Genomic DNA, 20,589 nt, shown 5'->3' with positions numbered 1-20,589 from the left:
GGGTCACCGTCCCCGCGCCGCGAACCCGCAGGCCCGGGGCCTGCCGGGATAAGGTGCACCATGACCGGAACCGCGCTCATCGGACGATCCGCCGAGTTCGGCGTCCTCACCGGGGCGCTGGAGGGCGCCGCCGCGGGCGACGCCCGGGTGGTGCTGGTGAGCGGCGACGCCGGCGTCGGCAAGTCCCACCTGGTGGGGGCGGTCCGCGCGGCCGCGTCCCGGACGCCCGCGCCGGACGGCTGCACCGTCCTCGTCGGGCAGTGCGCCGAGCTCGGCGAGAGCATGCCCTACCTGCCGCTCGCCGACGCCCTGTGGACGGGCGTGCGCGCCGATCCGCGGGTCGCCGAGGCGGTGCGGGCGCGGCCGGTGCTGGCGCGGCTGCTGCCCGACGGCGACGGCGGCCCCGGCGCGGCGTCCGAGCTCGGCCAGCAGCAGCTGTTCGGCGCGGTGCTCGGCCTGCTCGGCGAGCTCGGCGCCGAGCGGCCCGTCCTGCTGGTGCTGGAGGACCTGCACTGGGCCGACCGCTCCACCCGCCACCTGCTGACCTTCCTCAGCCGGGTGCTGGAGCGCGAGCGGGTCTGCCTGGTCGGCACCTACCGGTCCGACGACCTGCACCGGCGGCACCCGCTGCGGCCCGTCGTCGCCGAGCTGGTGCGGCTGCCGAACGTCGCGGCGGTGGAGCTGCGGCCGTTCGGGCCCGCCGAGACCGCCGCCTACCTGGCCGCGCTCGCCGGCGGCGGCGCGGCGCCGTCCAGCGACGTGGTGGAGCGGGTGCACCGGCGCTCGGAGGGCAACCCGTTCTACGCGGGCGAGCTGTTCTCGGCGGCCCGCGACGGCCGCGAGCTGCCCGCCGGGCTCGCCGACCTGCTGCTCGCGCGCGTGGACGGCCTGTCGGAGGACGCGCGCCGGGTCGTGCGGGTCGCGGCCGTCGCCGGGCGCCGCGTGGACGACGAGCTGGTGCGGCGCGTGTCGGGCCTCGCCGAGGGCGCCGCCGGGGAGGCGCTGCGCGAGGTCGTGTCGGACCAGGTGCTGGTGCCCGACGGCGACGGCTACGCGTTCCGGCACGCGCTGCTCGGCGAGGCCGTCTACACCGACCTGCTGCCCGGCGAGCGCACCCGCCTGCACGCGGCGTTCGCGGCGCTGCTCAAGGAGGCGTTCAACGGCGAGGTCTCGGGGCGCGCCGCGGCCGCCCTCGCCCACCACAGCCTGGCCTCCCACGACCTGCGGACGGCGCTCGCCGCGTCGGTGCGGGCGGGCCGCGAGGCCGACCAGGTCGGCGCGCCCGACGAGGCCCACGACCACTACGACCAGGCGCTGGAGCTGTGGGACGCGGTGCCCGGCGCGGCGGAGGCGGCGGACGCCGAGCGGATCGAGGTGGAGCTGGCGGCGGTCCGGGCGGCGGCGCGGGCGGGCGACACCCGGCGCGCGGTCGCGCGGCTGCGGCGGCTCGTGGAGGTCGCCGACCCGGCGGACGCGCGGCTCGGGTCGCGGCTGCGCGAGCGCCTCGCCTACCACCTGAGCGACCTGGACGCCGAGGAGGAGCGCGAGTCCGTCGAGGTCGCCCGCGCGGCGGTGGAGATGCTGCCGGCCGAGCCGCCGACCGTCGAGCGCGCCGAGGCGCTCGCCACCTACACCCGGTCGCTGCTGGCGATCGAGGGCTACCCGGCGGTGCTGGAGCCCGCCGAGCGCACGATCGCCGCCGCCCGCGCGGCGGGCGCGGTGTCGGCCGAGGCGAGCGCGCTGATCACCCTGGCCATCCACCACGAGCACGTCGGCGACCCGTCGCTGGTGCAGGGCATGTTCGAGCGGGCCCGCGAGCTCGCCGCCGGCGTCGGCGACGTCCTGGTGGTGGCGCGGGCGGCGTTCCACCGGGCGCGCTGGCCGTTCGACAACGGCGACCTGGACGCCGCGTCGGCGGCGGTCGCCGAGGACATGGCGTACGCGACGCGCTACGGCCTCGGGTTCAGCCCCTACGGGATCGTGCTGCGGACGCTGCAGCTCCTCATCGAGTACACGCGCGGCGACTGGGAGCGGGCGGCCGAGATCGCCGCCGGGTTCGGCGTGCGGGCGACCCGCTCGGTGGAGGCGCAGGTCTCCTCGTTCGCGCTGTTCCTGGACGTGGCGCGCGGCGACGGCGCGACCGTCCGCGAGCGGCTCCGCTGGATGGAGCCGCTGCTGCCGATGGACACCCTCAACACCTACATCTCCCAGAGCCTGGCCGCCGAGCACGCCCTCTGGCAGGGCGACGCGGCGGACGGGGCGCGCCTCGCGGCGCGGGCGCTGGCGGCGCTGGAGCCGCACGAGGTGGCCGTCCTCCGCCTGGCCGCGACGGCCCTGTGGGCGCAGGCCGACCTGGCGGCGCGGGCCCGCGCCGCCCACGACGACGCCGCCGAGGAACGCGCCGTCCGGGCGGCGGACGCGCTGCTGGACGCCGCCCGGACCGCCGCGACGACCAACATCGGCGGGCACGCGCGCGAGCGGCTCGGGCTGGAGGCGGTGGCCTGGCTGAGGCGCGCCGAGGCCGAGCACGCGCGGGCGCGCGGCACCGACGAGCCCGCCCAGTGGGAGGCGGTCGTGGAGGCGTTCACCTACGGCGCGGACGGGTTCGTCTACGAGGTGGCGCGGTCGCGCTGGCGGCTGGCGGAGTCGCTCGCCGAGCGCGGTCTCCGCGAGGAGGCCGCCGCGGTGTGGGAGCCGGCGGTGGCGGCGGCCGAGCGGCTCGGCGCCGCTCCCCTGCTCGCCGCCCTGCGCGACCTCGGGACGCGCGCCCGCCTCGGCGGGGACGGGCCGGCGCCGGGCGGCGGGCCGTTCGCGGCGCTGACGGCGCGCGAGCGCGAGGTGCTGAAGCTGGTCGCCGACGGGCACGGCAACAAGGAGATCGCGGCGGCGCTGTTCATCTCGCCGAAGACCGCGAGCGTCCACGTGTCCAACATCCTCGCCAAGCTGGCCGTCGCCAGCCGCACCCAGGCCGCCGCCCTGGCCCACAAGCACGGCCTCTAGCCGGGCAAAGAACGCGCCGGGGGCGGGGTGTTGCGGGGGTAGGGCGCGGGGTGCGCTGGTAGCCGTTGGTGCGGGATGGAGAAACGGCTAGGGGCGGCGGTCGGGTACGCGCTGCTGGCGGCGATGGTCGCCGGGCAGGTCGCGTCGGGGCTGCAAGCGCGACCGGTAGCGCTGACCAGCGTCGTCGTGGTGCTGCTCGCGGGCTGCGCGGCGGCGTTCGCCGCGTCGGCGTACGGGCGGCGGGGCGCGGTCGCGTTCGCGTGCGCCGTCGCGGTCGGGTACGCCGCCGAGTGGATCGGCGTGCGGACGGGGCTGCCGTTCGGCGCCTACCACTACACCGGCGTGCTGCGCCCGCAGATCGGCGGCGTCCCCGTGATCGTCGCGCTGGCCTGGGGCGGGATGGGGCTGGCCGCCCACGCCGTGGGCGCGGCGGCGGCGAGGGGCGTGCCGCGGCTCGTCTGCGGGGCGCTGGCGCTGACCGCCTGGGATCTGTTCCTGGACCCGCAGATGCTGCGCCTGGACCTGTGGCGGTGGCACGAGCCCGGCCCGTACCGGGGCGTGCCGCTCGGCAACTTCGCCGGCTGGCTGCTGGTGTCGCTGCTGCTCATGGCGCTGATCGACCGGCTGGCCGGGGCGCGCCGCCCGCCCGCGGGCCTGCTCGTCCTGTACGCGGTCATGGCCGTGATGGAGACGGTCGGGTTCGCCGCCGTGTTCCGCCCGCCCGACCCGCTCGTCGCCGCCCTCGGAGGGGGAACCATGGGACTGCTCGCCGTACTGGCCTGGACGCGCCGATGGCCGAGGTGATCGTGGCCGGCGGCGGCGTCGGCGGCATGACCGCCGCGCTGCTGCTGGCCCGCGACGGCCACGCCGTGGAGCTGTTCGAGCGGCTGCCGCGCCTCGGCGGCAAGCTCGCCGAGCACCGCCGCGACGGGTTCGCGTTCTCGCTCGGCCCGTCGCTGCTGACGCTGCCGCACCTGTTCCGCGACCTCGGCGTCGCCCGCGCGGCGATCGAGCCCGCCGAGCTCTGCCGCTACCGCTTCCCCGACGGGTCGCAGCTGCGCGCCCGCCGCGACCCGGCGCGCATGGCCGCCGAGGTCGAGCGGCTCGCGCCCGGCGAGGGCGCGGCCTGGCGCCGCTTCCACGGCTGGGCCGAGCGCTGCTGGGACGCCGCCGGGCGCACCTTCTTCGCCGGGCCGCTCGGCTCCGCGCCGCGCCAGGCCCGCCCGTCCGACCTGCTCGCGACCGCCCCCGGCCGCACCCTGGACGGCCTCGCCCGCCGCCACTTCCGCGACCCGCGCCTGCACCGGTACGTCAACCGGTACGCCACCTACGCCGGGTCGGACCCCTACCGCGCGCCCGCGTCGCTCGGCTGCGTCCCGGCGATCGAGCACGGGCAGGGCGGCTGGTACCTGCCGGGCGGCCTGCCCGTCCTCGCCGCCGACCTCGCCGCCCTGCTCGACGAGGCGGGCGTCCGCGTCCACCTCGGGACGGGCGTGCGGCGCCTCACCGACGCCGGCGGCGCGGTGACCGGCGCCGTCCTGGACTCCGGCGAGCGCGTCCGCGCGGACGCCGTCGTCGCCAACACCGACGCCGCCGAGCTGTACGGGCGGCTGCTGCCCGACCGGCGGCGCCTCCGCCGCGTCGCCGCGCTCGGCCCGTCCTCGTCGGTGATGCTGGTCCTCGCCGCCGTGGAGGGCCGCACCGCCGGCCTCGCGCACCACACGATCGTGTTCTCCGGCGACTACCGGCGCGAGTTCGGCGACATCTTCCAGCGGCGCCGCCCCCCGCTGGACCCGACCGTCTACATCGGCTGCTCGGCCGTGGACGACCCGACGCAGGCGCCGCCCGGCTGCGAGAACCAGGTGCTGCTGGTCAACGTGCCCGCCCGCGACCCCGCGCGCTGGCCGCTGACGCCCGAGAGCTACCGCGACGTGATCCTGGAGCGGCTCGCCGAGCGCGGCCACGACCTGTCCGGGCGGCTCCGCTCGGTGGACCTGTTCACCCCCGCCGACCTGCGCGACCGCTACCGGGCGTGGGGCGGCGCGATCTACGGGACGGCCTACCGGGGCGCCCTGTCGCCGTTCCGGCGGCCCGGCAACCGGGGTCCGCGCCGCGGCCTGTACCTGGTGGGCGGGTCCGCGCACCCCGGCGGCGGGCTGCCGCTGGTGGCGATGGGCGGGCGGATGGTCGCCCGCATGGTCGGCGAGGACTTCCCCCGGTGAGGGCCCTCACCCTCGCCCAGGCGGCGGCGGCGGGCGTCGCGGGCGCCCGGCTCGCGCGGGGGCGGCTCCGGCTGCCGCCGCTCGCGCCGGCGGACGGCGGCCCGCGCGTCTCGGTCGTCATCCCCGCCCGCGACGAGCGGCACCGCATCGGGCCGTGCCTGCGCGGCGTCCTCGCCGACCCCGCCGCCGCCGAGGTGATCGTCGTGGACGACCGGTCGGGCGACGGCACCGCCGCGTTCGCCGCCTCGCTCGGCGCGCGGGTGCTGCCGGGCGCGCCGCTGCCGGACGGCTGGGTCGGCAAGCAGTGGGCGCTGCACCAGGGCGTCGCGGCGGCGTCCGGCGACATCGTCGTCACGCTCGACGCCGACACCCGGCCCCGGCCGGGCCTGCTCGGGGCGCTCGCCGCGCGCCTGGACGAGCACGAGCTCGTGACGGCCGGGCCCCGGTTCATCTGCGACGGCGCCGCCGAGCAGGCCCTGCACGCCTCGTTCCTCGCCGCCCTGGTGTACCGGCTCGGGCCGGTCGGGTCGGCCGTCCCTCCCCCGCCGCACCGGGTGCTCGCCAACGGGCAGTGCACGGCGTTCCGGCGGGCGGCGATGATCTCCGCCGGCGGGTTCGCGCGGGTGCGCGGCCACATGACCGACGACGTCGCGCTCGGCCGGCTCCTCGCCGCCGACGGCTGGCGGGTCGCCTTCCTGGACGCCGGGGGCCTCCTGGAGGTCGACATGCACGCCTCGGCGGCCGAGGTGTGGCGCGAGTGGGGGCGCTCCCTGCCGCTCGCCGACGTCAGCGCGCCGCGCGACCGCGCGCTGGACCTCGCCGTCGTCTGGCTGGCGATGGTGCTGCCGCAGGCGCGCGCCCTGGCGGGCCGCCCGACGCGCCTGGACCTCGGGCTGCTCGCCATGCGGCTGGCGCTGCTCGCGCCGCTGCGCGGCAGCTACACCCGGCCGGGTCCGGGGGTGTGGCTGTCGCCGCTGCTGGACGCCGCGTCCGCCGTCCGGCTCACGCAGGCGACGCTGCGTCCCGTCCGGACGTGGCGGGGCCGCACCTACCCGGCGCCCGTCACGCCCGCCGCTCGGCCACCGCGGCCTGGCCGAACCGCAGGCCGATGAGGCACATCAGCGCGCCCGTGGCCGCCACCAGCGCCAGCGGCGCGAACAGCGCTTGCAGCACCGGCAGCGCGAACACCGCCACCCGCGTCCCCACCGCGAACGAGCGGGCCCGCGACACCGCCACCAGCAGCACGAGGCCGAGCGCGAAGGCGGGCGGGCACAGCACCGCGAAGCCGCCCGCGAACGTCAGGATGGACCGGCCGCCCCGGAACCCGGCGAACACCGGCCAGGCGTGCCCGACCATCGCCGCCGCGACCGCCGCGTACGCCGGGACCGCGCTCGCCTCCGCCACCGCGCCGAGGGCGGTGACGTGCGCGCCGCCCGCGAGCAGCCCGACCAGCCCGGCGAGCGCGCCCTTGGCCATGTCGCCGGCGAACACCGGCACCGCCGCGCGCGCGCCGAGGCGCTCCTTGACGTTCCAGAACCCGGGGTTGCGGTCGCCGGTCTCGCGCGGGTCGAACCCGTGCGCACGGCAGGCCAGCACCGCGACCGGCACCGACCCGAGAAGGTAGCCGGCGATGACGGCCACGAACGTCGCGAGCATCGTTTCCTTCCATCTGGTGAGGTACCCGCGCCGCCGCGCGGCGCGGTACATGGCGTTCGACCGGCCGGTGCTGCGCGCCACGGCCGGGCTGGGCTTCTGGCGGCTGCTCGGCACCGGGCGCGGCGCGTCCGCGGCGCCCGGCGCCGATCCGCGCCGCTGGGCGCTGCTCGCGGTGTGGCGGGACGAGGCCGACCTGGACGCCTTCCTCGACGCCTCGCCGATCGCACGCCGCTGGCGGCGCGAGGCGGACGAGGCGTGGCACGGCCGGTTCGCGCCGCTGTCCGCGCGCGGCACCTGGGGCGGCGTCGACCCGTTCGCCGGGGCCTCCGGCGCCGGGACGGCGGCCGGGCCGCTGGCGGTGCTGACGCGCGCGGCGATCCGGCCGTCGCGGCTGGCGGAGTTCCACCGGGCGGTCCCGGCGGTGGACCGGGCGCTCGCCGCCGCCGACGGCCGCCTGGCCTCGGTCGGCGTCGGCGAGTGGCCGCTCGTCCGGCAGGCGACGTTCTCGCTGTGGCGCGACGCCGCCGCCGTCACCGCCTTCGCCCACCGGGGCGAGGCGCACCGGCGGGTGATCGGCGCGGTGCGCGAGCGCGGCTGGTACGGCGAGGAGCTGTTCGCCCGGCTGGCGCCGCTCGGCAGCGCGGGCGCCTGGGACGGCGCCGACCCGCTGGCGGGCTCCGGGCTCAGCCATCCCCGTCCCCGGTAGCGGGCGTCCCGGCCAGGTCGCGGGCGACGACGCAGGCGCGCGCGATGGTCGCCGCGTCCGACGAGCCGTGCGCGACGACGACCGTCCCGGCGAGGCCGAGCAGGGCGGCGCCGCCATGCGTCTCGGGGCAGTAGCGGCGGGCGACCTCGCGCAGCCGGGCGGGGTGCGCGCCGCCCGCCCGCGCGACCATCGCGAGGACGGTGCGGACGGTGCCCTCGACGTTCTTCAGCACCACGTTGCCGGTGAACCCGTCGGTGACCAGCACGTCCACCGCGCCGGTCAGGACGTCGTGGCCCTCGACGCCGCCGGCGAACCGCAGGCCCGCCGCCGGCGCGGCCGCCGCGATCAGCTCGGCGGCCTCGCGGGCCAGCCGGTTGCCCTTGCCGGGCTCGGACCCGATCGACAGCAGCCCGACGCGCGGCGCGGCGACGCCGAGGACCCGGCGGGCGTAGCCGGCGCCGAGCCCGGCGAACTGGGCGAGCATCGGCGGCGCCGGGTCGGCGGTGGCGCCCGCGTCGACCAGCACGGTCGCGCCGCCGTCCAGCGTCGGGAGCGCGACGGCGAGGGCGGGCCGCAGCACGCCGGGCGCCCGCCCGAGGCCGCGCACCGCGCACGCCACGACCGCGCCCGTCGAGCCCGCCGACACCAGGCCCGACCCGGCCGCGCCCGCCAGCGCGGCGCAGCCGACGGCGAGGCTGGAGCGCCGCCAGGCGAGCGCGCCCGCACCGCGCTCGGCCATCGGGACGGCCTGCTCGGCGTGCAGGATCTCGATCTCGGCCTCGGCGCCGTGCCGCCGCAGCCGGGCGCCGATCTCGTCGCCGTGCCCGACCAGCGTCACCGCGACGCCGTGGTCGCGGTGGGCGCGCACGGCGCCGTGCACGGTCGCGTCGGGGCCGTGGTCGCCGCCCATCGCGTCGACCAGGACCGGGGCCGCCTGGACCGCCGCCATCTCAGGCGGGCTCCGCGACGGCGCGGCGCTCGCCGCGGCCGGCGGTGGCGGCGGCCGCGAGCTGCCGCACGAAGATCGTCGCCCGGTCGCGGCGCGGCACCCGCGCCCGGCCGGCCAGCACGTCGTGCCCGGCCGCCTCGATCCGGTCCAGGATGCCGCCGTAGAGCTGGTGGGCGGCGCGGATGCAGGGCCGCGACGACGGGGCGAGCAGCGCGACGCCGGGCGCCGCCAGCCGGTAGTGCTCGCGGGCGCGCTCGGCCTCGAACGCGATCAGGGCGCGCAGCGCGGGCCCCGTCCGCGGCGCGCGCAGGTCGGCGTCGCGGACCCCGAACCGGTCCATGTCCTCGGCGGGCAGGTAGACGCGGCCGCGCTCCAGGTCCTCGGCGACGTCGCGCAGGAAGTTGGTGAGCTGGAACGCCAGGCCGAGCTGGCGGGCGGGTTCGCGGGCGGCGTCGCGGGCGCCCGGGACGGTCTCCAGGACCGGCAGCATCATCGTGCCGATCGCCGCCGCCGAGCCCGCCATGTAGCCGAGCAGGTCGTCGTAGGTGCCGTAGCGCGTGACGGTGAGGTCGGCGCGCATCGCGTCCATGAACAGGTGCACGTCGGCGTGGTCGATGCCGAAGGCGCCGACGGTGTGCACGAAGGCGGGCAGGACCGGGTCGCGGTGGGGCTTGCCGGCGAGGGCGGCGGTGAGGCGGCCCGACAGGGCGTCCAGGGCGGCGGCGCGGTCGCCGTCCAGCTCGGCCGAGTCGACGATCTCGTCGGCGTAGCGGGCGAAGCCGTACAGGGCGTGCACGTGCCGCCGCTTCCAGGCGGGCAGCAGCAGCGTCGCCAGGTAGTAGGAGCGGCCGAACCGGGCGTGCAGGCGGCGGCAGCGTTCGTAGCTGGCGGTCAGGGTCATCGGGAGCCCTCCAACGGGCGTTCGGCCAGGATGCGTTCGGCGGCGAGCCGCCCGGAGATCAGCACCGGCGGCACGCCGACGCCCGGGGCGGTGAACATGCCCGCCAGGTGCAGGCCGGGGACGCGGCGCGGCGCGCCCGACGGCCGGAACCAGGCGGTCTGGGTGAAGCGGTGGTCGAGCGCGAACGGGGTGCCGGCGGCGTGCCCGAGGCGCTGCCAGGCGGGCGGGTCGAGGACGAGGCCGGGCGCGCCGGACAGGTCGCCGTACCCGTGGTCCTGCATCCGTTGCAGCAGCCGTTCCCGCAGGCGCGGGCCGGTGCGCGCCCAGTCGGTCGGGCCGTGCAGGTTGGGCGCGGGCTCCAGGACGCTGAGGGTGGCGTGCCCGGCGGGCGCGGCGCCGGCGTCGGACGCGGGGTAGGTGACGAGCAGGTTCGGGTCGGGCTGCGGGCGGCCCGCGGCGAGCGCGTCGAACGCCGCGTCCCACCGGCGGCCGAGGTGCAGGGTGTGGTGGGCCTGGCCGGGCAGCGTCCGGTCGAGGCCGAAATGCATGACCAGGCAGGACGGCGAGTGCTTGGGGCGGCGGGTGCGCCAGTCGGCGACGCCCGGCGGCAGCAGGCCCGCGAGCGCCGACGGCAGGTCGCAGGCCACCACGACCTGCCGGGCCGCGATCCGCTCGCCGCCCTCCAACCGCACGCCGGTGACGCCGCCGGAGTCGGCCTCCACCCGCACGGCACGGGTGCCGTACCGCAGTTGCGCGCCGGCCTTCTCGGCGACGCCCGCGAGCGCGCGCGGGATCGCGTGCATGCCGCCCTCGCGCGGGAAGTAGACGCCGCCGACGGTGTCCATGTGCGCGATGACGGCGTAGATGCCGAGCGCGCGGCGCGGCGGCAGGCCGACGTAGAGGGCCTGGAAGGTGTGCGCCTTGATCAGCCGGTCGTCGGTGAGGTGCGCGGCGGCCAGCCGGTCCAGCCGCCGGAACCCGCCGAGGGCGGCCAGCCGGAGCAGCGCCGCAGGGCGGGCCAGCGACCGCAGCCGCGTCACGTCGGCGTCGATGAACACCGGCCACTCGGCGTCGAACATCTCCCCGAGGAGGCGCCGGAACCTGCGGTAGCGGTCGGCCTCGGCGGGGCCGCAGAGCGCGGCGACCCGCTCGGTCATGGCGTCGGCGCCCGCGACGACGTCCAGGTGCGACCCGTCGTCGTAGGCGAGGCGGTAGTAGGGGTCCAGGCGCTGGAGCGGGAGCCAGGCGTCCATGTCCTCGCCGGCGGCGCCGAACACGTCGGCGAGGACGCCCGGCATCGTCAGCACCGAGGGTCCGGTGTCGAAGCGGTACGGGCCGGCGGTGGCGGTCCCGCAGCAGCCGCCGGGCTCGCCGCGGGCCTCGACGACCTGGACGTCGCGGCCGGCGGCGGCGAGGCGCACGGCGGCGGCCAGGCCGGCGAGGCCCGCCCCGATGACGACGACGGGTCCGTTCTTCATGCGTGCGGCTCCTGGGGTTCGGCGGGCGGTCGGGGTCAGGCGAGGGCGCGGACGGCCGTCCCGAACGCCAGCGGCAGCCGCCGCGCCAGCGGGACGATCAGCCGGGCGGTGGCGGGGCGGCGCCGGGCGCCGAGCAGCGCGCCGGTCAGCAGGCGGTGGCGGCGGGTCAGGGACCGCCAGGCCGCCTCGTAGTCGCCGGGCCGGTCCGCCGCCAGGCAGCGCACCAGCTCCCCGGCGGCGCGGACGGCCAGGGACACGCCCTCGCCGGTGAGGGCGTCGACGTACCCGGCGGCGTCGCCGACGAGCAGGACGCGGCCGGCGACGCGGCGGCGGGCGCGGCGGCGCAGCGGCCCGGCGCCGCGCACGCGCGACGCGGCGGGGCCGGCGAGGCGGGCGCGCAGCTCGGGGAACGCGGCCAGGTGGTCGGCGTAGGGGCGGCGGGCGCCGCTCAGCAGCGCGACGCCGACGAGGTCGGGGCCGACCGGCGTCACGTACGCTTCGGCGTCGCCCGCCCAGTGGACCTCGACCAGGTCGGTCCAGGGCGGCGTCCGGAAGTGGCGGCGCAGGCCGTAGCGGCGCGGCGGCGGGACGGGCGCGTCCAGGCCGAGCGCGGCGCGCAGCGGCGAGTGCAGGCCGTCGGCGGCGACGAGCCAGCGCGCCCGGTGCCCGGCGGCCTCGACGTGGCCGGCGCGCTGGACGACGCCGGTGACGCGGCCCTGCACGACCGGAACGCCGAGCTCGGCGGCGCGCGCCCAGAGCGCTTCGTGCAGGGCGGTGCGGCGGACGCCGCGGCCGGGCTCGGCGAACCGGGCCGTCGCGGGCGGCCCGGCGGCGTCCAGGTAGCGGATGCCGCGCAGCGGGTGGCCGGGCGGGTCGACGCCGAGGGCGTGCAGGGCGGCGAGGCCGGCCGGCATGAGGCCCTCGCCGCACGCCTTGTCGATCGGGGCCGGGCGCGGCTCGACGACGAGCGCCGTCAAGCCGCGCTCGGCGGCGTGCACGGCGGTGGCGAGGCCGGCCGGGCCCGCGCCCGCGATCAGGACGTCGAGCACGACAGCGCGGCCTCCTCGCAGCGGATGCGGACCGCCATCAGCGCGGCGTTCAGGACGGTGAAGGCGAGCGCGGTGACCCAGGCGGTGTGCACCAGCGGCAGCGCGATCCCCTCGACGGCCACCGCCGCGTAGTTGGGATGGCGCAGCCACCGGTACGGGCCGCGCGTCACCGGCGCGAGGCCCGGGATCACCACCACGCGGGTGCTCCAGCGGTGCCCGAGCGCGGCGATGCACCACCAGCGCAGCCCCTGCGCGGCGACGGCGAGCGCGAGCATCGGCCAGCCGAGCGCCGGCACGAACGGGCGGTGCGCCGCCTCCACCAGGCACGCCGCCAGCAGCCCGGTGTGCAGGGCGACCATCGCCGGGTAGTGGCCGTCGCCGGTGACGCGCGCGCCGCGCGCTAGGCTCCAGCGCAGGTTGCGGCGGGCGACGGCCAGCTCGGCGAGGCGTTCGGCCGCGACGGCGGCCACCAGCAGCGCGTACCACACCATGTCCGGTCGCCCCCTACCAGCGCAGCAGGACGAGTTCGGAGCAGAAGCCCGGACCGAGCGCCATGAGCAGGCCGGGGGTGCCGGGCTCGGGGCCGAGCGCGATGGTGTCGCGCAGCACGTGCAGGACCGACGAGGACGACATGTTGCCGTGCTCGGCCAGCGACCGCCGCGTCACCGCCAGCGCCTCCTCGGCGAGGTCGAGGGCGTCGACGACGGCGTCCATGACGCGCGGGCCGCCCGGATGGCACACCCACGCCGCCACGTCCCGCACCGTGAGGCCGTGGTCGGCGAGGAAGGCGCGCACGTCGGCGGCCAGGTGGGTGCGCACCGCGTCGGGGATGCCGGGGTCCAGGACGACGCGGAAGCCCCCGTCCCCGACCTGCCAGCCCATGTAGTGGGACGTGCCCGGATACAGGTGGCTGCGGGTCGCGACGACCGACGGGCCGGGCGCCGCGTGCGCCGCTCCCCGCATGACGACGGCGGTGGCGCCGTCGCCGAACAGGGCGCCCGCGACGAGGTTGGCGATCGAGGCGTCGTCGCGCTGGAGCGTCAGCGAGCAGAGCTCGACCGACAGCAGGGCGGCGGTGTGCTCGGGCCAGCCGCGCAGGTAGTCGTGCACGCGGGCGAGGCCGGCGGCGCCGCCGACGCAGCCGAGGCCGAACAGCGGCAGGCGCTTCACGTCGGGGCGCAGCCCGGCCCGCTCGGCGAGGCGGGCGTCCACCGACGGCGCGGCGACGCCGGTGACGGTCGTCAGCATCAGCATGTCGAGCTCGTCCGGGGCGGCCCCGGCGGCGGCGAGGGCCGTCGCGACGGCCTCGGCGCCGAGCGCGGTCGCCGTGCCGATGAAGGCGTCGTTGGCGGCGCCGAAGCCGCCGAGCGTGGCGTAGTCCTCCAGGGGCAGCGCCAGGTTGCGGAAGCGGACGCCGGCGGAGGCGTGCAGGCGGTCCAGCAGGCCGCGCGGCGCGCCGGCGGGCAGGCAGGCGTCCGCCAGGGCGTCGGCGATGGCGTGCTGCGGATAGCGGTGGGGCGGCAGCGCCCCGCCGACCCCCGCGATGCTCGTCATGCGCTGCTCGTCATGCGCTGGTGTCCCCTCCCGCCGCTGCACGTCGCCTTCGCATCCTCCCCGGCCCGCTCCCGCGGTCGGCCAAGTCCGGGCCAAGATGCGGGCAACGTTGCGCCGGACGCCGCCAGACCCTCCTTACGATCGGCGGTATGGCCCTATTCGCCCTGCTGGGCGCCTGCCATCCGGGACCGGCCGCGGCGGTGACCGCCCTCGGCCTGGCCCACGCCGCCGCGAGCGGGCGGCGCCCCCGCGAGTGCGCGCTCGTCGGCGCGGCGGTGCTGGCGGGGCAGCTCTCGGTCGGCTGGTGCAACGACGCGGTGGACGCCCGGCGCGACGTCGCCGCCGGCCGCCGCGACAAGCCGGTGGTGCGCGGCGCGGTGTCCGCCGGAACGGTCCGGGCGGCGGCGGCCACCGCCCTGGCCGCCTGCGTCCCGCTGTCCCTGGCCGCTGGGCGCGGGGGCGCGCTGCACCTGACCGGCGTCGCGGCCGCCTGGGCCTACGACCTCGGCGTGAAGTCCACGCCGTTCTCCTGGGTGCCCTATGCCGTCGGCTTCGGCGGCCTGCCGGTCTTCACCGGCCGCGCCGGGCCGCGCACCGCGACGGCGGCGGCGCTGCTCGGGGTCGGCGCGCACCTGGCCGACGTCCTGCCCGACCTCGACGGCGACCGCGCCACGGGCGTCCGGGGCCTCCCGCACCGCTGGGGCGCGCGCCGCACCCGCGCCGCGATCCCGCTCCCCCTCATCGCCGCTGCCGCTCTCCTGCGCCCCGAGCGCGCCATGGCCGTCACGGCCGTCACCACCGCCGCCGCCCTGGCCGGCGGCCGCGTCCCCAAAGCCCCCTTCGCCGCCGCCGTCCTCACCGCCGCCCTCCTGATCACCCCGCGCCGCTGACCCCTTGGTCACCCGCGGTTGAGATGCGGCGTGTTGGCCTCTTTCGATCTCCGTAGAGCCCAACACGCCGCATCTCAACCCGAGGTGACCAGGGGGTCAGGGGTCGGGGGGCGGGTCGGGGGCGAGGAGGCGGGCGATGGTGGCGGTCATGGTCAGGTCGAAGGTGCCGGCGAAGGCGCGCAGGTGCGCGGCGAAGGGCGCGTCGCCGGGCTCGGTGCGCAGCCACCAGCGGACGAGGTCGAGGGCCGCCGCGTCGTAGGTGGCGGTGTTCAGCAGCGCCGTCCCGAGGTTGGCGGCGAGCAGCGCCTCGACGGCGCCCCGGTCGGCGCCCGAGGAGCGCAGCCACTGCATCGCAGCCTCCTCCACGCCGGCGATCCAGGTCCGCACGGCCGTCTCCAGCAGCGGCGACGGCTCGGCCACGCGCAGGACGCGGAAGGTGGAGGCGCAGAGCCGGTCGCGGACGCCCTGCGCGATCGCCTGGATCTCCCGGGACGCCATCGGCGAGTTCCAGGTGACCATGCCGACGAAGGTCGTCGCGTTGGTCTGGATGTAGTCGAAGAAGCGGCCGAGCCGCACGCAGAGCGCCAGCGACGGCGGCCCGTCGGGGGCGTCGTCCACGTACTCCATGAGCAGGTCGCCGGCGGTGGCGAAGGCCGCGGTGACGAGGTCGTGGCGCGTCTCGAAGTAGCGGTACAGGGAGGTGCGGGAGATGCCCGCCGAGGCGGCGATGTCGCTGAGCGAGGCGTCGTGGTCGACGCTGAAGGTGGCGATGGCGGCGGCGACGATCTCCTCGCGGCGGCGGCCGGACGGCAGCCGCCGGTAGCCGCGGGCGGGGCCCGGCGCCTGTCGTTCGTCCACGCCGGGCATCCTACGGGCCGGGCCGGTCAGCCGTGCGCGGCGACGGTGGCGGCGGCCGCGGCGCGGCGCCGGGGCGCGGCGAGGCGGGCGCGCAGGATCATCTCCAGCTCCAGGCAGGACCGCGGGTCCTGCAGCGCGTCGCCGAACAGCTCCTCCAGGCGGCGCAGCCGGTAGCGGACGGTCTGCGGGTGGACGCGCAGGATCGCGGCGGCCTCCGAGGCGGTGAAGCGGCACTCCAGGAGGGCGAGCAGCGTCTCCATGAGGCGCTCGCGGTGGCCGGGGGCGACCCGGCCCAGCGGGGCGAGGCGGGTCGCGGCCGCGTGGTCGATGAGCTCCTCGGCCTGGAAGATGACCAGGCTGGCCAGGTGGTCGGCGCCGCTGACGACCTCGTCGTCGGGCAGCACGCCGCGCTCGGCGAGCGCGAGCGTCTCGCGCGCCCAGCGGAGCGAGGACGCGGCGCGGTGCGCGGGCACCGCGGGCCCGACGGCGACGATCCAGTCGGCGAGCAGCGGCCGCAGCAGGCCGGCCCGGCCGGGGCCGCCGGGGTCGGGGACGAGCAGCACCGGCGCGGGCCCCGACAGGTCGGCGAGCACGCCCTGCGGGAGCATCGGGCGGCGCGGGTCGCGGCCCGGCCGGGGGCGGAGCGCGGCGGCGGCGAGGCGGCGCGGCACCCGCCAGCCGGCGCGGTCCGCGAGCGCGGCGAGCTCGGCGGGGTCGGGGCCGCCGGCCAGGAGCCGCGCGACGAGGTCGGCGCGGTGCTCCTCCTCGCCGGGGCCGCTCTCCCGGCGGCCCCGCGCGACGGCGGCGGACGCGGCGTCCAGGAAGCCGAACTGGGCCTCGCTGAGCAGGCGCAGCACCGGCTCGGGCACCGGGTCGGCGGGCCGGGCGGCGGCGAGCGCGTCCACCATCTGCCAGAGGGCGCGCGCCGAGCGGAGCAGCAGCCGGTTGAGCTGCTCCAGGGCGCGCCGGTCGTGGGCGAGGCGGCCGCCGAGGCCGGCGTAGTGGGCGGCGATCGGGGCCCAGGCGGCCGGTCCGGAGTCCTCGATCAGGTCGCAGAAGTGGCCGAGCGCGTCGACCATCGTGGCGCGCCCGACGCCGGGCCGCCAGGCGTCCCCGCCCTCGGGCAGGCCCGCCATGACGTCGTCGACGGCGCGGTCCACGAGGGGGCGCAGCGTCCGGGCCAGGCCGCCGGGGATCGCGTCGAACGCGGGAACGTCCAGCTCGGGCACCGCCATCGTCACCACTCCCTCGGGCATCGGCTCTTGCGGTACATCGTGTAACACAAGATGCCACAGGCGCCGCGGGGCGTCCCTGCGCCAAAGTGAGTGCCTTTTCCGCGAAAAGGCGCGTCTGCTAAGCATGAGAAGCGGATCCGCGCGTGAAAGGGCAGGCCGGACGGCGGCCCGCGTGTGCTTTTCTGCGTGCCGTTACGGTACATCGTGCAACGTTCAACCGGACTATGAGTCAGGCGAGGAAGTCGAACGCGGGATCGGCGCCGGGATCGGCGGCGCGATAGGCCGTCCAGGCGAGGGCGAGGTCCTGCCAGGGCAGGCCGACGGGCGCGTAGACGGTCGTCTCGGTGCCGTGGACGCGGCCGGGCGCCTCGCCGCGCAGGACGTCGCCGAGCGTCCCGGCGGCGTGCTCGACGCCGAGCCCGGCGGCGCCGAGGACGCCCGTGTCGACGGCGAGGGCGAGGTCGTCCACCACGACGCGGGAGGTGACGACGAGGTCGGCGGCCAGCTCGGACTTGCCGGGCTCGTCGGCGCCGAGCGCGGTGACGTGCGCGCCGGGCGCGAGGTCGCCGGCGTGCAGCAGGGGGCTGCGCGACCAGGTCGCGACGATGACGACGTCGGCGCCGCGGACGGCGGTGGCGGGGTCGGCGGCGGTCGCGGTGGGGACGCCGAGCGCGGCGCCGTGGCGCTCGGCGAACGCGGCGGCGCGGGCCGGGTCGAGGTCGCAGACGGTGAGCGCGGCGGGCGGGCGGAGCGCGGCGAGGCCGCGCAGCACGAGCTCGGCCTGCGCGCCCGCGCCGATGACGGCGACGGTCGCGGCGTCCGGGCGGGCGAGGGCGGCGGTGCCGAGCGCGGCGGCGAGGCCGGTGCGCCAGGCGGTGACGGTGGCCGAGTCCAGCAGGGCGAGCAGCGCGCCGGACGCCAGGTCGTGCAGGTGGACGACGCCGCGCAGGGCGGGCCGGGCGGCGGGGAACTTGGCGTTGACCTTGACGGTGTAGGCGGGGACGCCGTCGATCAGGCCGGGGATGAGGGCGGTGGCGGTGCCCGGCCCGGGCAGCGGCGCCACCACCCGGCGGGCGCCGGCCGCGCCGGGGACGGCGGTGAAGCCGGCGCGCAGGGCGTCCAGGCAGGCGGCGGGGTCGAGGAGGGCGAGCAGGCGGGAGCGGTTCAGCAGGAGCGTCACCGCCCCATCCTCCCGCCCCGCGGTCGCGGGACGATCTCGGCGGCGGGCGTCAGCGGGGGCGGTGGCCGCCGGTGGTGAGGCGGTCCCAGTCGGTCAGCCAGTTGCGGCCCTCGTCGTCGATGAACGAGCCGGGCGGCGCGGTGACGCCGTGCTCGTGCAGCCACTGGCCGGGGCGGCGCATGCCGGGGCGGGTGCGGCCGTCGCTCGGCATGAGCTGCGGCTGGATGGGGGCGGGCATGGCGGGCGGGGCGTCGCCCTCGTCGTCGAGCTGCGCCTGGTCCTTCTCCTCGGCCATGCCGATGGGGCCCTGCCGGCGGGCGTTGAAGAACTGGTTTACCGCCGGGTGGGTGCTGGACAGCACCATCTCGCGGGGCCCGAACATGACCAGGCCGCGCCGGAACAGCAGGCCGAGGTTGTCGGGCAGGACGCGGGCGGTGCCGATGTCGTGGGTGACGATGAGGAACGTCGCGCCGAGGTCGGTGTTGAGATCGACGAACAGCTGGTTGAGGTAGGCGGTGCGGACCGGGTCCAGGCCCGAGTCCGGCTCGTCGGCCAGGATGATCTCGGGGTCGAGGACGAGGGCGCGGGCGAGGCCGGCGCGCTTCTTCATCCCGCCGGAGATCTCGCCGGGGAGCTTGTCCTCGGCGCCGGTGAGGCCGACCATCTCCATCTTCTCCAGCACGATCCGCTTGATCTCCGCCTCGCCCTTGCGGGTGTGCTCGCGCAGCGGGAAGGCGATGTTGTCGTAGATGTTCATCGAGCCGAACAGGGCGCCGTCCTGGAACAGCACGCCGAACTGGCGGCGCAGGTCGTACAGCTCGTTCTCGCGGAGGCGCGGGACGTCGCGGCCGCCGACGTAGACGTGGCCGCGGTCGGGGCGGAGCAGCCCGACGAGGTTCTTCAGGAAGACCGACTTGCCGGTGCCCGACGGGCCGAGCAGCGCGGAGATCTCCCCGGCCGGGATGGTGAAGCTCACGTCCTCCCAGATCGTCTGCCGGCCGAACGCCTTCTTCAGCCCGTCCACCCGGATCTCGATGCCCATGGCGACTCCCGGGGCGGGCGCCGGCGGCGGGGTGGTCCGCGGCCTGTCCTTCCGGCCCCCCGCCTGCCGCCACGGTACGACGGGGATGATCCGCCGCCCAGGCCCGGATCCGGCCGGGACGTCCCGAGGGTCCCTTTTCGGGCGGACCGGAGCCGCGGCCGGGTCAGCGGGCGGGGACCTCCAGGGCCCGGTGGACCTCCGCCAGCACCGCGGCCTGCTGCGGCACCAGGTAGAAGTGGTCGCCGGGCAGGACGCGCAGCGCGAACCGGCCGTCGGTGACCTCCGCCCAGCGGCGCGCCTGTCCCTCGTCCACGTGCGGGTCGGCGTCGCCGATGATCGCGGTGACGGGGACGGCGAGGCGCGTCCCGGAGCGGTGCGCGTAGTCCTCGATGAGCGTGAAGTCGTTGCGCACGTAGGGCATGACGAGCTCGCGCAGCTCGGGGTCGCGCAGCACCTCGGCGTCGGTGCCGCCGAGCTCGGTCATCTCCGCGACGATCCCGTCGTCGTCGAGGTCGGAGACGCGGTCGGTGCCGCGGTCGTGGGGGGCGCGGGCGCCGGAGGCGAACAGGTGGACGGGCGGGGCGCCGCGCTCCTGGAGCAGGCGCGCCACCTCGTAGGCGAGGACGGCGCCCATGCTGTGGCCGAGCAGCGCCGCGGGCCGGTCGAGCAGCGGCGCCATCGCGCCGGCGATGAGGCGGGCGAGCTGGTGCGCGTCGGTGATCAGCGGGTCGCGCATCCGGTCGGCGCGGCCGGGGTACTGCACGGTGTGCAGCTCCACGGCGGGGCTGAGGGCGGCGCCCCAGGACCGGTAGAACACCGCCGAGCCGCCGGCGTGCGGCAGCACGAACAGCCGCAGCGACGACCACGGCCGCGTCTCCACGCAGCGGAACCAGCCCTTGCTCATCGGATCGCCTCGCTCACGGGATCTAGCTCGCTCATCGGATCGGCGCCCCGTCCCGGCCGGGCCGCCGCGACGGCGGGGCGCGGGTCGTGCGGCAGCGGCCAGGGCGCGAGCCGGGGGTCGGGGACGGACTTAGCCTTGACGGTCTCGCTCGCCACCCGGAAGCCGCGCCGCTCGTAGTTGGCGAGCGCGTTCGGGTGGTCCAGGGTGCTGGTGCGCAGCCACACCCGGCCGGTCGGGCCGGTGCCCGGCGCCCACAGGTCGCCGCGCGCCCAGGCGCGGCGCACGCACTGCTCGACGAGGTACCCGCCGCAGCCCTGCCCGACGAACGCCGGGGTGAGCCCGACCAGGTGGATCTCGGTGTCGCCGCCGGGCTGGGCCTCCAGCTCGAAGTAGCCGGCGAGGGTGCCCTCGGCCATGACGAGCCAGGTGCCGAGCTCGGGCCGCGCCACCCAGGCGTCCCAGTCGGCGTGGGACCAGCCGAACCGGTCGGTCCAGCAGACCCGGGCGCCGACGGCGGCGTAGAGGGCGCGGCTCACGTCGGGCGAGGGGACGCGGGCGCGGCTGAAGGTCATCTCCAGGTCCGGCCGCGGCGCGGGCCGCAGGTCGGCGGGGTCGCGCATCTCCATCGCCCACTCGGTGACGGCGGGCACCTCCACCGGGGGCGACGCGGGGGGCGACGCGGGGGCCACCCGGTCAGCCACCCATGGCCTCGATGAGGCTCTTCGGGCGCAGGTCGGTCCAGTTCGCCTCGATGTGGTCGACGCACGCCTGCCGGGTGTCCTCGGTCTTGGCGACGGTCCAGCCGGCCGGGACCTCGGCGAACGACGGCCACAGCGAGTGCTGGCCCTCGTCGTTCACCAGGACGAGGTAGCGGCCGTCGGGGTCCTCGAAGGGGTTGGCCATCGGGGGGTTCCTTTCCGGTGCGGCGGTGACGCCGGGGGTGTCGGTTACGCCGGTCGTGTCAG

General features: G+C 78.0%; 20 protein-coding genes. 6 read left to right on the top strand and 14 right to left on the bottom strand.

All coding sequences use genetic code 11. The features are described 5' to 3' along the window. The first annotated feature begins 60 nt into the window (after positions 1 to 60). The 4 genes from K1Y72_RS37310 (at position 61) to K1Y72_RS24145 (ending at position 6,334) form a co-directional block, all read left to right on the top strand. Positions 61 to 3,000: a helix-turn-helix transcriptional regulator gene (locus tag K1Y72_RS37310; protein WP_220168720.1), complete on the top strand. Its 2,940-nt coding sequence runs from the start codon at positions 61 to 63 to the stop codon at positions 2,998 to 3,000. 75 nt (positions 3,001 to 3,075) lie between these two features. Then, positions 3,076 to 3,804, top strand: a complete 729-nt coding sequence (locus K1Y72_RS24155) for a carotenoid biosynthesis protein (protein ID WP_220168719.1) — start codon at positions 3,076 to 3,078, stop codon at positions 3,802 to 3,804. Continuing rightward, positions 3,792 to 5,222 carry a phytoene desaturase family protein gene (locus tag K1Y72_RS24150; RefSeq protein WP_258573510.1) on the top strand — a complete coding sequence of 477 codons (1,431 nt, stop codon included), beginning with the start codon at positions 3,792 to 3,794 and terminating at the stop codon, positions 5,220 to 5,222. Before K1Y72_RS24155 ends, K1Y72_RS24150 begins: the two co-directional genes overlap by 13 nt. Beyond that, on the top strand, positions 5,219 to 6,334 hold the full coding sequence (locus tag K1Y72_RS24145) for a glycosyltransferase family 2 protein (protein ID WP_220168718.1): 1,116 nt from the start codon (positions 5,219 to 5,221) through the stop codon (positions 6,332 to 6,334). Before K1Y72_RS24150 ends, K1Y72_RS24145 begins: the two co-directional genes overlap by 4 nt. Here K1Y72_RS24145 and K1Y72_RS24140 read toward each other — a convergent pair. Beyond that, complete coding sequence (locus K1Y72_RS24140; protein ID WP_220168717.1) at positions 6,285 to 6,878, bottom strand: glycerol-3-phosphate acyltransferase; 594 nt, start codon at positions 6,876 to 6,878, stop codon at positions 6,285 to 6,287. The two genes, K1Y72_RS24145 and K1Y72_RS24140, sit on opposite strands and share 50 nt — an antisense overlap. Between K1Y72_RS24140 and K1Y72_RS24135 the strand changes: the two genes are divergently transcribed. Next, entirely contained in the window at positions 6,853 to 7,584 is a 732-nt protein-coding gene (locus K1Y72_RS24135; RefSeq protein ID WP_258573508.1) for a spheroidene monooxygenase, read from the top strand. The two genes, K1Y72_RS24140 and K1Y72_RS24135, sit on opposite strands and share 26 nt — an antisense overlap. Here the strand turns inward: K1Y72_RS24135 and K1Y72_RS24130 are convergent. Genes K1Y72_RS24130 through K1Y72_RS24105 form a run of 6 tightly spaced genes read right to left on the bottom strand, consistent with a single transcriptional unit; the run spans position 7,562 to position 13,515 of the window. Then, positions 7,562 to 8,533: a phosphate acyltransferase PlsX gene (locus tag K1Y72_RS24130; RefSeq protein WP_220168716.1), complete on the bottom strand. Its 972-nt coding sequence runs from the start codon at positions 8,531 to 8,533 to the stop codon at positions 7,562 to 7,564. The two genes, K1Y72_RS24135 and K1Y72_RS24130, sit on opposite strands and share 23 nt — an antisense overlap. A 1-nt stretch (position 8,534) precedes the next feature. Then, positions 8,535 to 9,434 carry a phytoene/squalene synthase family protein gene (locus K1Y72_RS24125; RefSeq protein WP_220168715.1) on the bottom strand — a complete coding sequence of 300 codons (900 nt, stop codon included), beginning with the start codon at positions 9,432 to 9,434 and terminating at the stop codon, positions 8,535 to 8,537. After that, positions 9,431 to 10,912: a phytoene desaturase family protein gene (locus K1Y72_RS24120; protein WP_220168714.1), complete on the bottom strand. Its 1,482-nt coding sequence runs from the start codon at positions 10,910 to 10,912 to the stop codon at positions 9,431 to 9,433. The genes K1Y72_RS24125 and K1Y72_RS24120 overlap by 4 nt, the downstream gene beginning before the upstream one ends. 35 nt (positions 10,913 to 10,947) lie before the next feature. Then, positions 10,948 to 11,961, bottom strand: a complete 1,014-nt coding sequence (locus K1Y72_RS24115; protein ID WP_220168713.1) for an NAD(P)/FAD-dependent oxidoreductase — start codon at positions 11,959 to 11,961, stop codon at positions 10,948 to 10,950. Next, positions 11,946 to 12,452, bottom strand: coding sequence for an isoprenylcysteine carboxyl methyltransferase family protein (locus tag K1Y72_RS24110; RefSeq protein ID WP_220168712.1), 507 nt, complete (start codon positions 12,450 to 12,452; stop codon positions 11,946 to 11,948). The genes K1Y72_RS24115 and K1Y72_RS24110 overlap by 16 nt, the downstream gene beginning before the upstream one ends. Before the next feature lie 13 nt (positions 12,453 to 12,465). After that, a complete protein-coding gene (locus tag K1Y72_RS24105) occupies positions 12,466 to 13,515 on the bottom strand; it encodes a type III polyketide synthase (RefSeq protein ID WP_220168711.1) in 1,050 nt (349 codons plus the stop codon). Between the two features lie 149 nt (positions 13,516 to 13,664). On the opposite strand from K1Y72_RS24105, the gene K1Y72_RS24100 reads away from it, so the two are divergent. Beyond that, positions 13,665 to 14,405, top strand: coding sequence for a UbiA family prenyltransferase (locus tag K1Y72_RS24100; RefSeq protein WP_220168710.1), 741 nt, complete (start codon positions 13,665 to 13,667; stop codon positions 14,403 to 14,405). 96 nt (positions 14,406 to 14,501) lie between these two features. Here K1Y72_RS24100 and K1Y72_RS24095 read toward each other — a convergent pair whose 3' ends face one another. The 7 genes from K1Y72_RS24095 to K1Y72_RS24065 all read right to left on the bottom strand — a co-directional run bounded on the left by K1Y72_RS24095 (position 14,502) and on the right by K1Y72_RS24065 (position 20,527). Further along, a complete protein-coding gene (locus K1Y72_RS24095) occupies positions 14,502 to 15,263 on the bottom strand; it encodes a TetR/AcrR family transcriptional regulator (protein WP_220168709.1) in 762 nt (253 codons plus the stop codon). A gap of 26 nt (positions 15,264 to 15,289) precedes the next feature. Then, positions 15,290 to 16,519, bottom strand: coding sequence for a PucR family transcriptional regulator (locus K1Y72_RS24090; RefSeq protein WP_258573502.1), 1,230 nt, complete (start codon positions 16,517 to 16,519; stop codon positions 15,290 to 15,292). A gap of 208 nt (positions 16,520 to 16,727) precedes the next feature. Beyond that, positions 16,728 to 17,678 carry an ornithine cyclodeaminase family protein gene (locus K1Y72_RS24085; protein ID WP_220168708.1) on the bottom strand — a complete coding sequence of 317 codons (951 nt, stop codon included), beginning with the start codon at positions 17,676 to 17,678 and terminating at the stop codon, positions 16,728 to 16,730. A 49-nt stretch (positions 17,679 to 17,727) separates the two neighbouring features. Further along, entirely contained in the window at positions 17,728 to 18,720 is a 993-nt protein-coding gene (locus K1Y72_RS24080) for an ABC transporter ATP-binding protein (RefSeq protein ID WP_220168707.1), read from the bottom strand. 163 nt (positions 18,721 to 18,883) lie between these two features. Beyond that, on the bottom strand, positions 18,884 to 19,624 hold the full coding sequence (locus tag K1Y72_RS24075; protein WP_220168706.1) for a thioesterase II family protein: 741 nt from the start codon (positions 19,622 to 19,624) through the stop codon (positions 18,884 to 18,886). Then, complete coding sequence (locus K1Y72_RS24070) at positions 19,621 to 20,325, bottom strand: GNAT family N-acetyltransferase (RefSeq protein WP_308287204.1); 705 nt, start codon at positions 20,323 to 20,325, stop codon at positions 19,621 to 19,623. Before K1Y72_RS24070 ends, K1Y72_RS24075 begins: the two co-directional genes overlap by 4 nt. Beyond that, positions 20,318 to 20,527, bottom strand: coding sequence for an MbtH family protein (locus K1Y72_RS24065; RefSeq protein WP_220168705.1), 210 nt, complete (start codon positions 20,525 to 20,527; stop codon positions 20,318 to 20,320). Before K1Y72_RS24065 ends, K1Y72_RS24070 begins: the two co-directional genes overlap by 8 nt. Between the last annotated feature and the right edge of the window lie 62 nt (positions 20,528 to 20,589).

This window comes from Actinomadura parmotrematis (assembly GCF_019458805.1).
GTDB classification, from domain to species: domain Bacteria; phylum Actinomycetota; class Actinomycetes; order Streptosporangiales; family Streptosporangiaceae; genus Spirillospora; species Spirillospora parmotrematis.
Note: the sequence above shows the minus strand (reverse complement) of the source record. Positions and strands in the feature narration are given on the sequence as shown.

Bases quoted from the DNA above. Each gene is read 5' to 3' on its own strand.
- K1Y72_RS37310 (WP_220168720.1), top strand. From the start codon at position 61: ATGACCGGAACCGCGCTCATCGGACGATCCGCCGAGTTCGGCGTCCTC.
- K1Y72_RS24155 (WP_220168719.1), top strand. From the start codon at position 3,076: ATGGAGAAACGGCTAGGGGCGGCGGTCGGGTACGCGCTGCTGGCGGCG.
- K1Y72_RS24150 (WP_258573510.1), top strand. From the start codon at position 3,792: ATGGCCGAGGTGATCGTGGCCGGCGGCGGCGTCGGCGGCATGACCGCC.
- K1Y72_RS24135 (WP_258573508.1), top strand. From the start codon at position 6,853: ATGACGGCCACGAACGTCGCGAGCATCGTTTCCTTCCATCTGGTGAGG.
- K1Y72_RS24140 (WP_220168717.1), bottom strand. From the start codon at position 6,878: ATGCTCGCGACGTTCGTGGCCGTCATCGCCGGCTACCTTCTCGGGTCG.
- K1Y72_RS24130 (WP_220168716.1), bottom strand. From the start codon at position 8,533: ATGGCGGCGGTCCAGGCGGCCCCGGTCCTGGTCGACGCGATGGGCGGC.
- K1Y72_RS24125 (WP_220168715.1), bottom strand. From the start codon at position 9,434: ATGACCCTGACCGCCAGCTACGAACGCTGCCGCCGCCTGCACGCCCGG.
- K1Y72_RS24120 (WP_220168714.1), bottom strand. From the start codon at position 10,912: ATGAAGAACGGACCCGTCGTCGTCATCGGGGCGGGCCTCGCCGGCCTG.
- K1Y72_RS24110 (WP_220168712.1), bottom strand. From the start codon at position 12,452: ATGGTGTGGTACGCGCTGCTGGTGGCCGCCGTCGCGGCCGAACGCCTC.
- K1Y72_RS24105 (WP_220168711.1), bottom strand. From the start codon at position 13,515: ATGACGAGCATCGCGGGGGTCGGCGGGGCGCTGCCGCCCCACCGCTAT.
- K1Y72_RS24100 (WP_220168710.1), top strand. From the start codon at position 13,665: ATGGCCCTATTCGCCCTGCTGGGCGCCTGCCATCCGGGACCGGCCGCG.
- K1Y72_RS24090 (WP_258573502.1), bottom strand. From the start codon at position 16,519: ATGCCCGAGGGAGTGGTGACGATGGCGGTGCCCGAGCTGGACGTTCCC.
- K1Y72_RS24080 (WP_220168707.1), bottom strand. From the start codon at position 18,720: ATGGGCATCGAGATCCGGGTGGACGGGCTGAAGAAGGCGTTCGGCCGG.
- K1Y72_RS24075 (WP_220168706.1), bottom strand. From the start codon at position 19,624: ATGAGCAAGGGCTGGTTCCGCTGCGTGGAGACGCGGCCGTGGTCGTCG.
- K1Y72_RS24065 (WP_220168705.1), bottom strand. From the start codon at position 20,527: ATGGCCAACCCCTTCGAGGACCCCGACGGCCGCTACCTCGTCCTGGTG.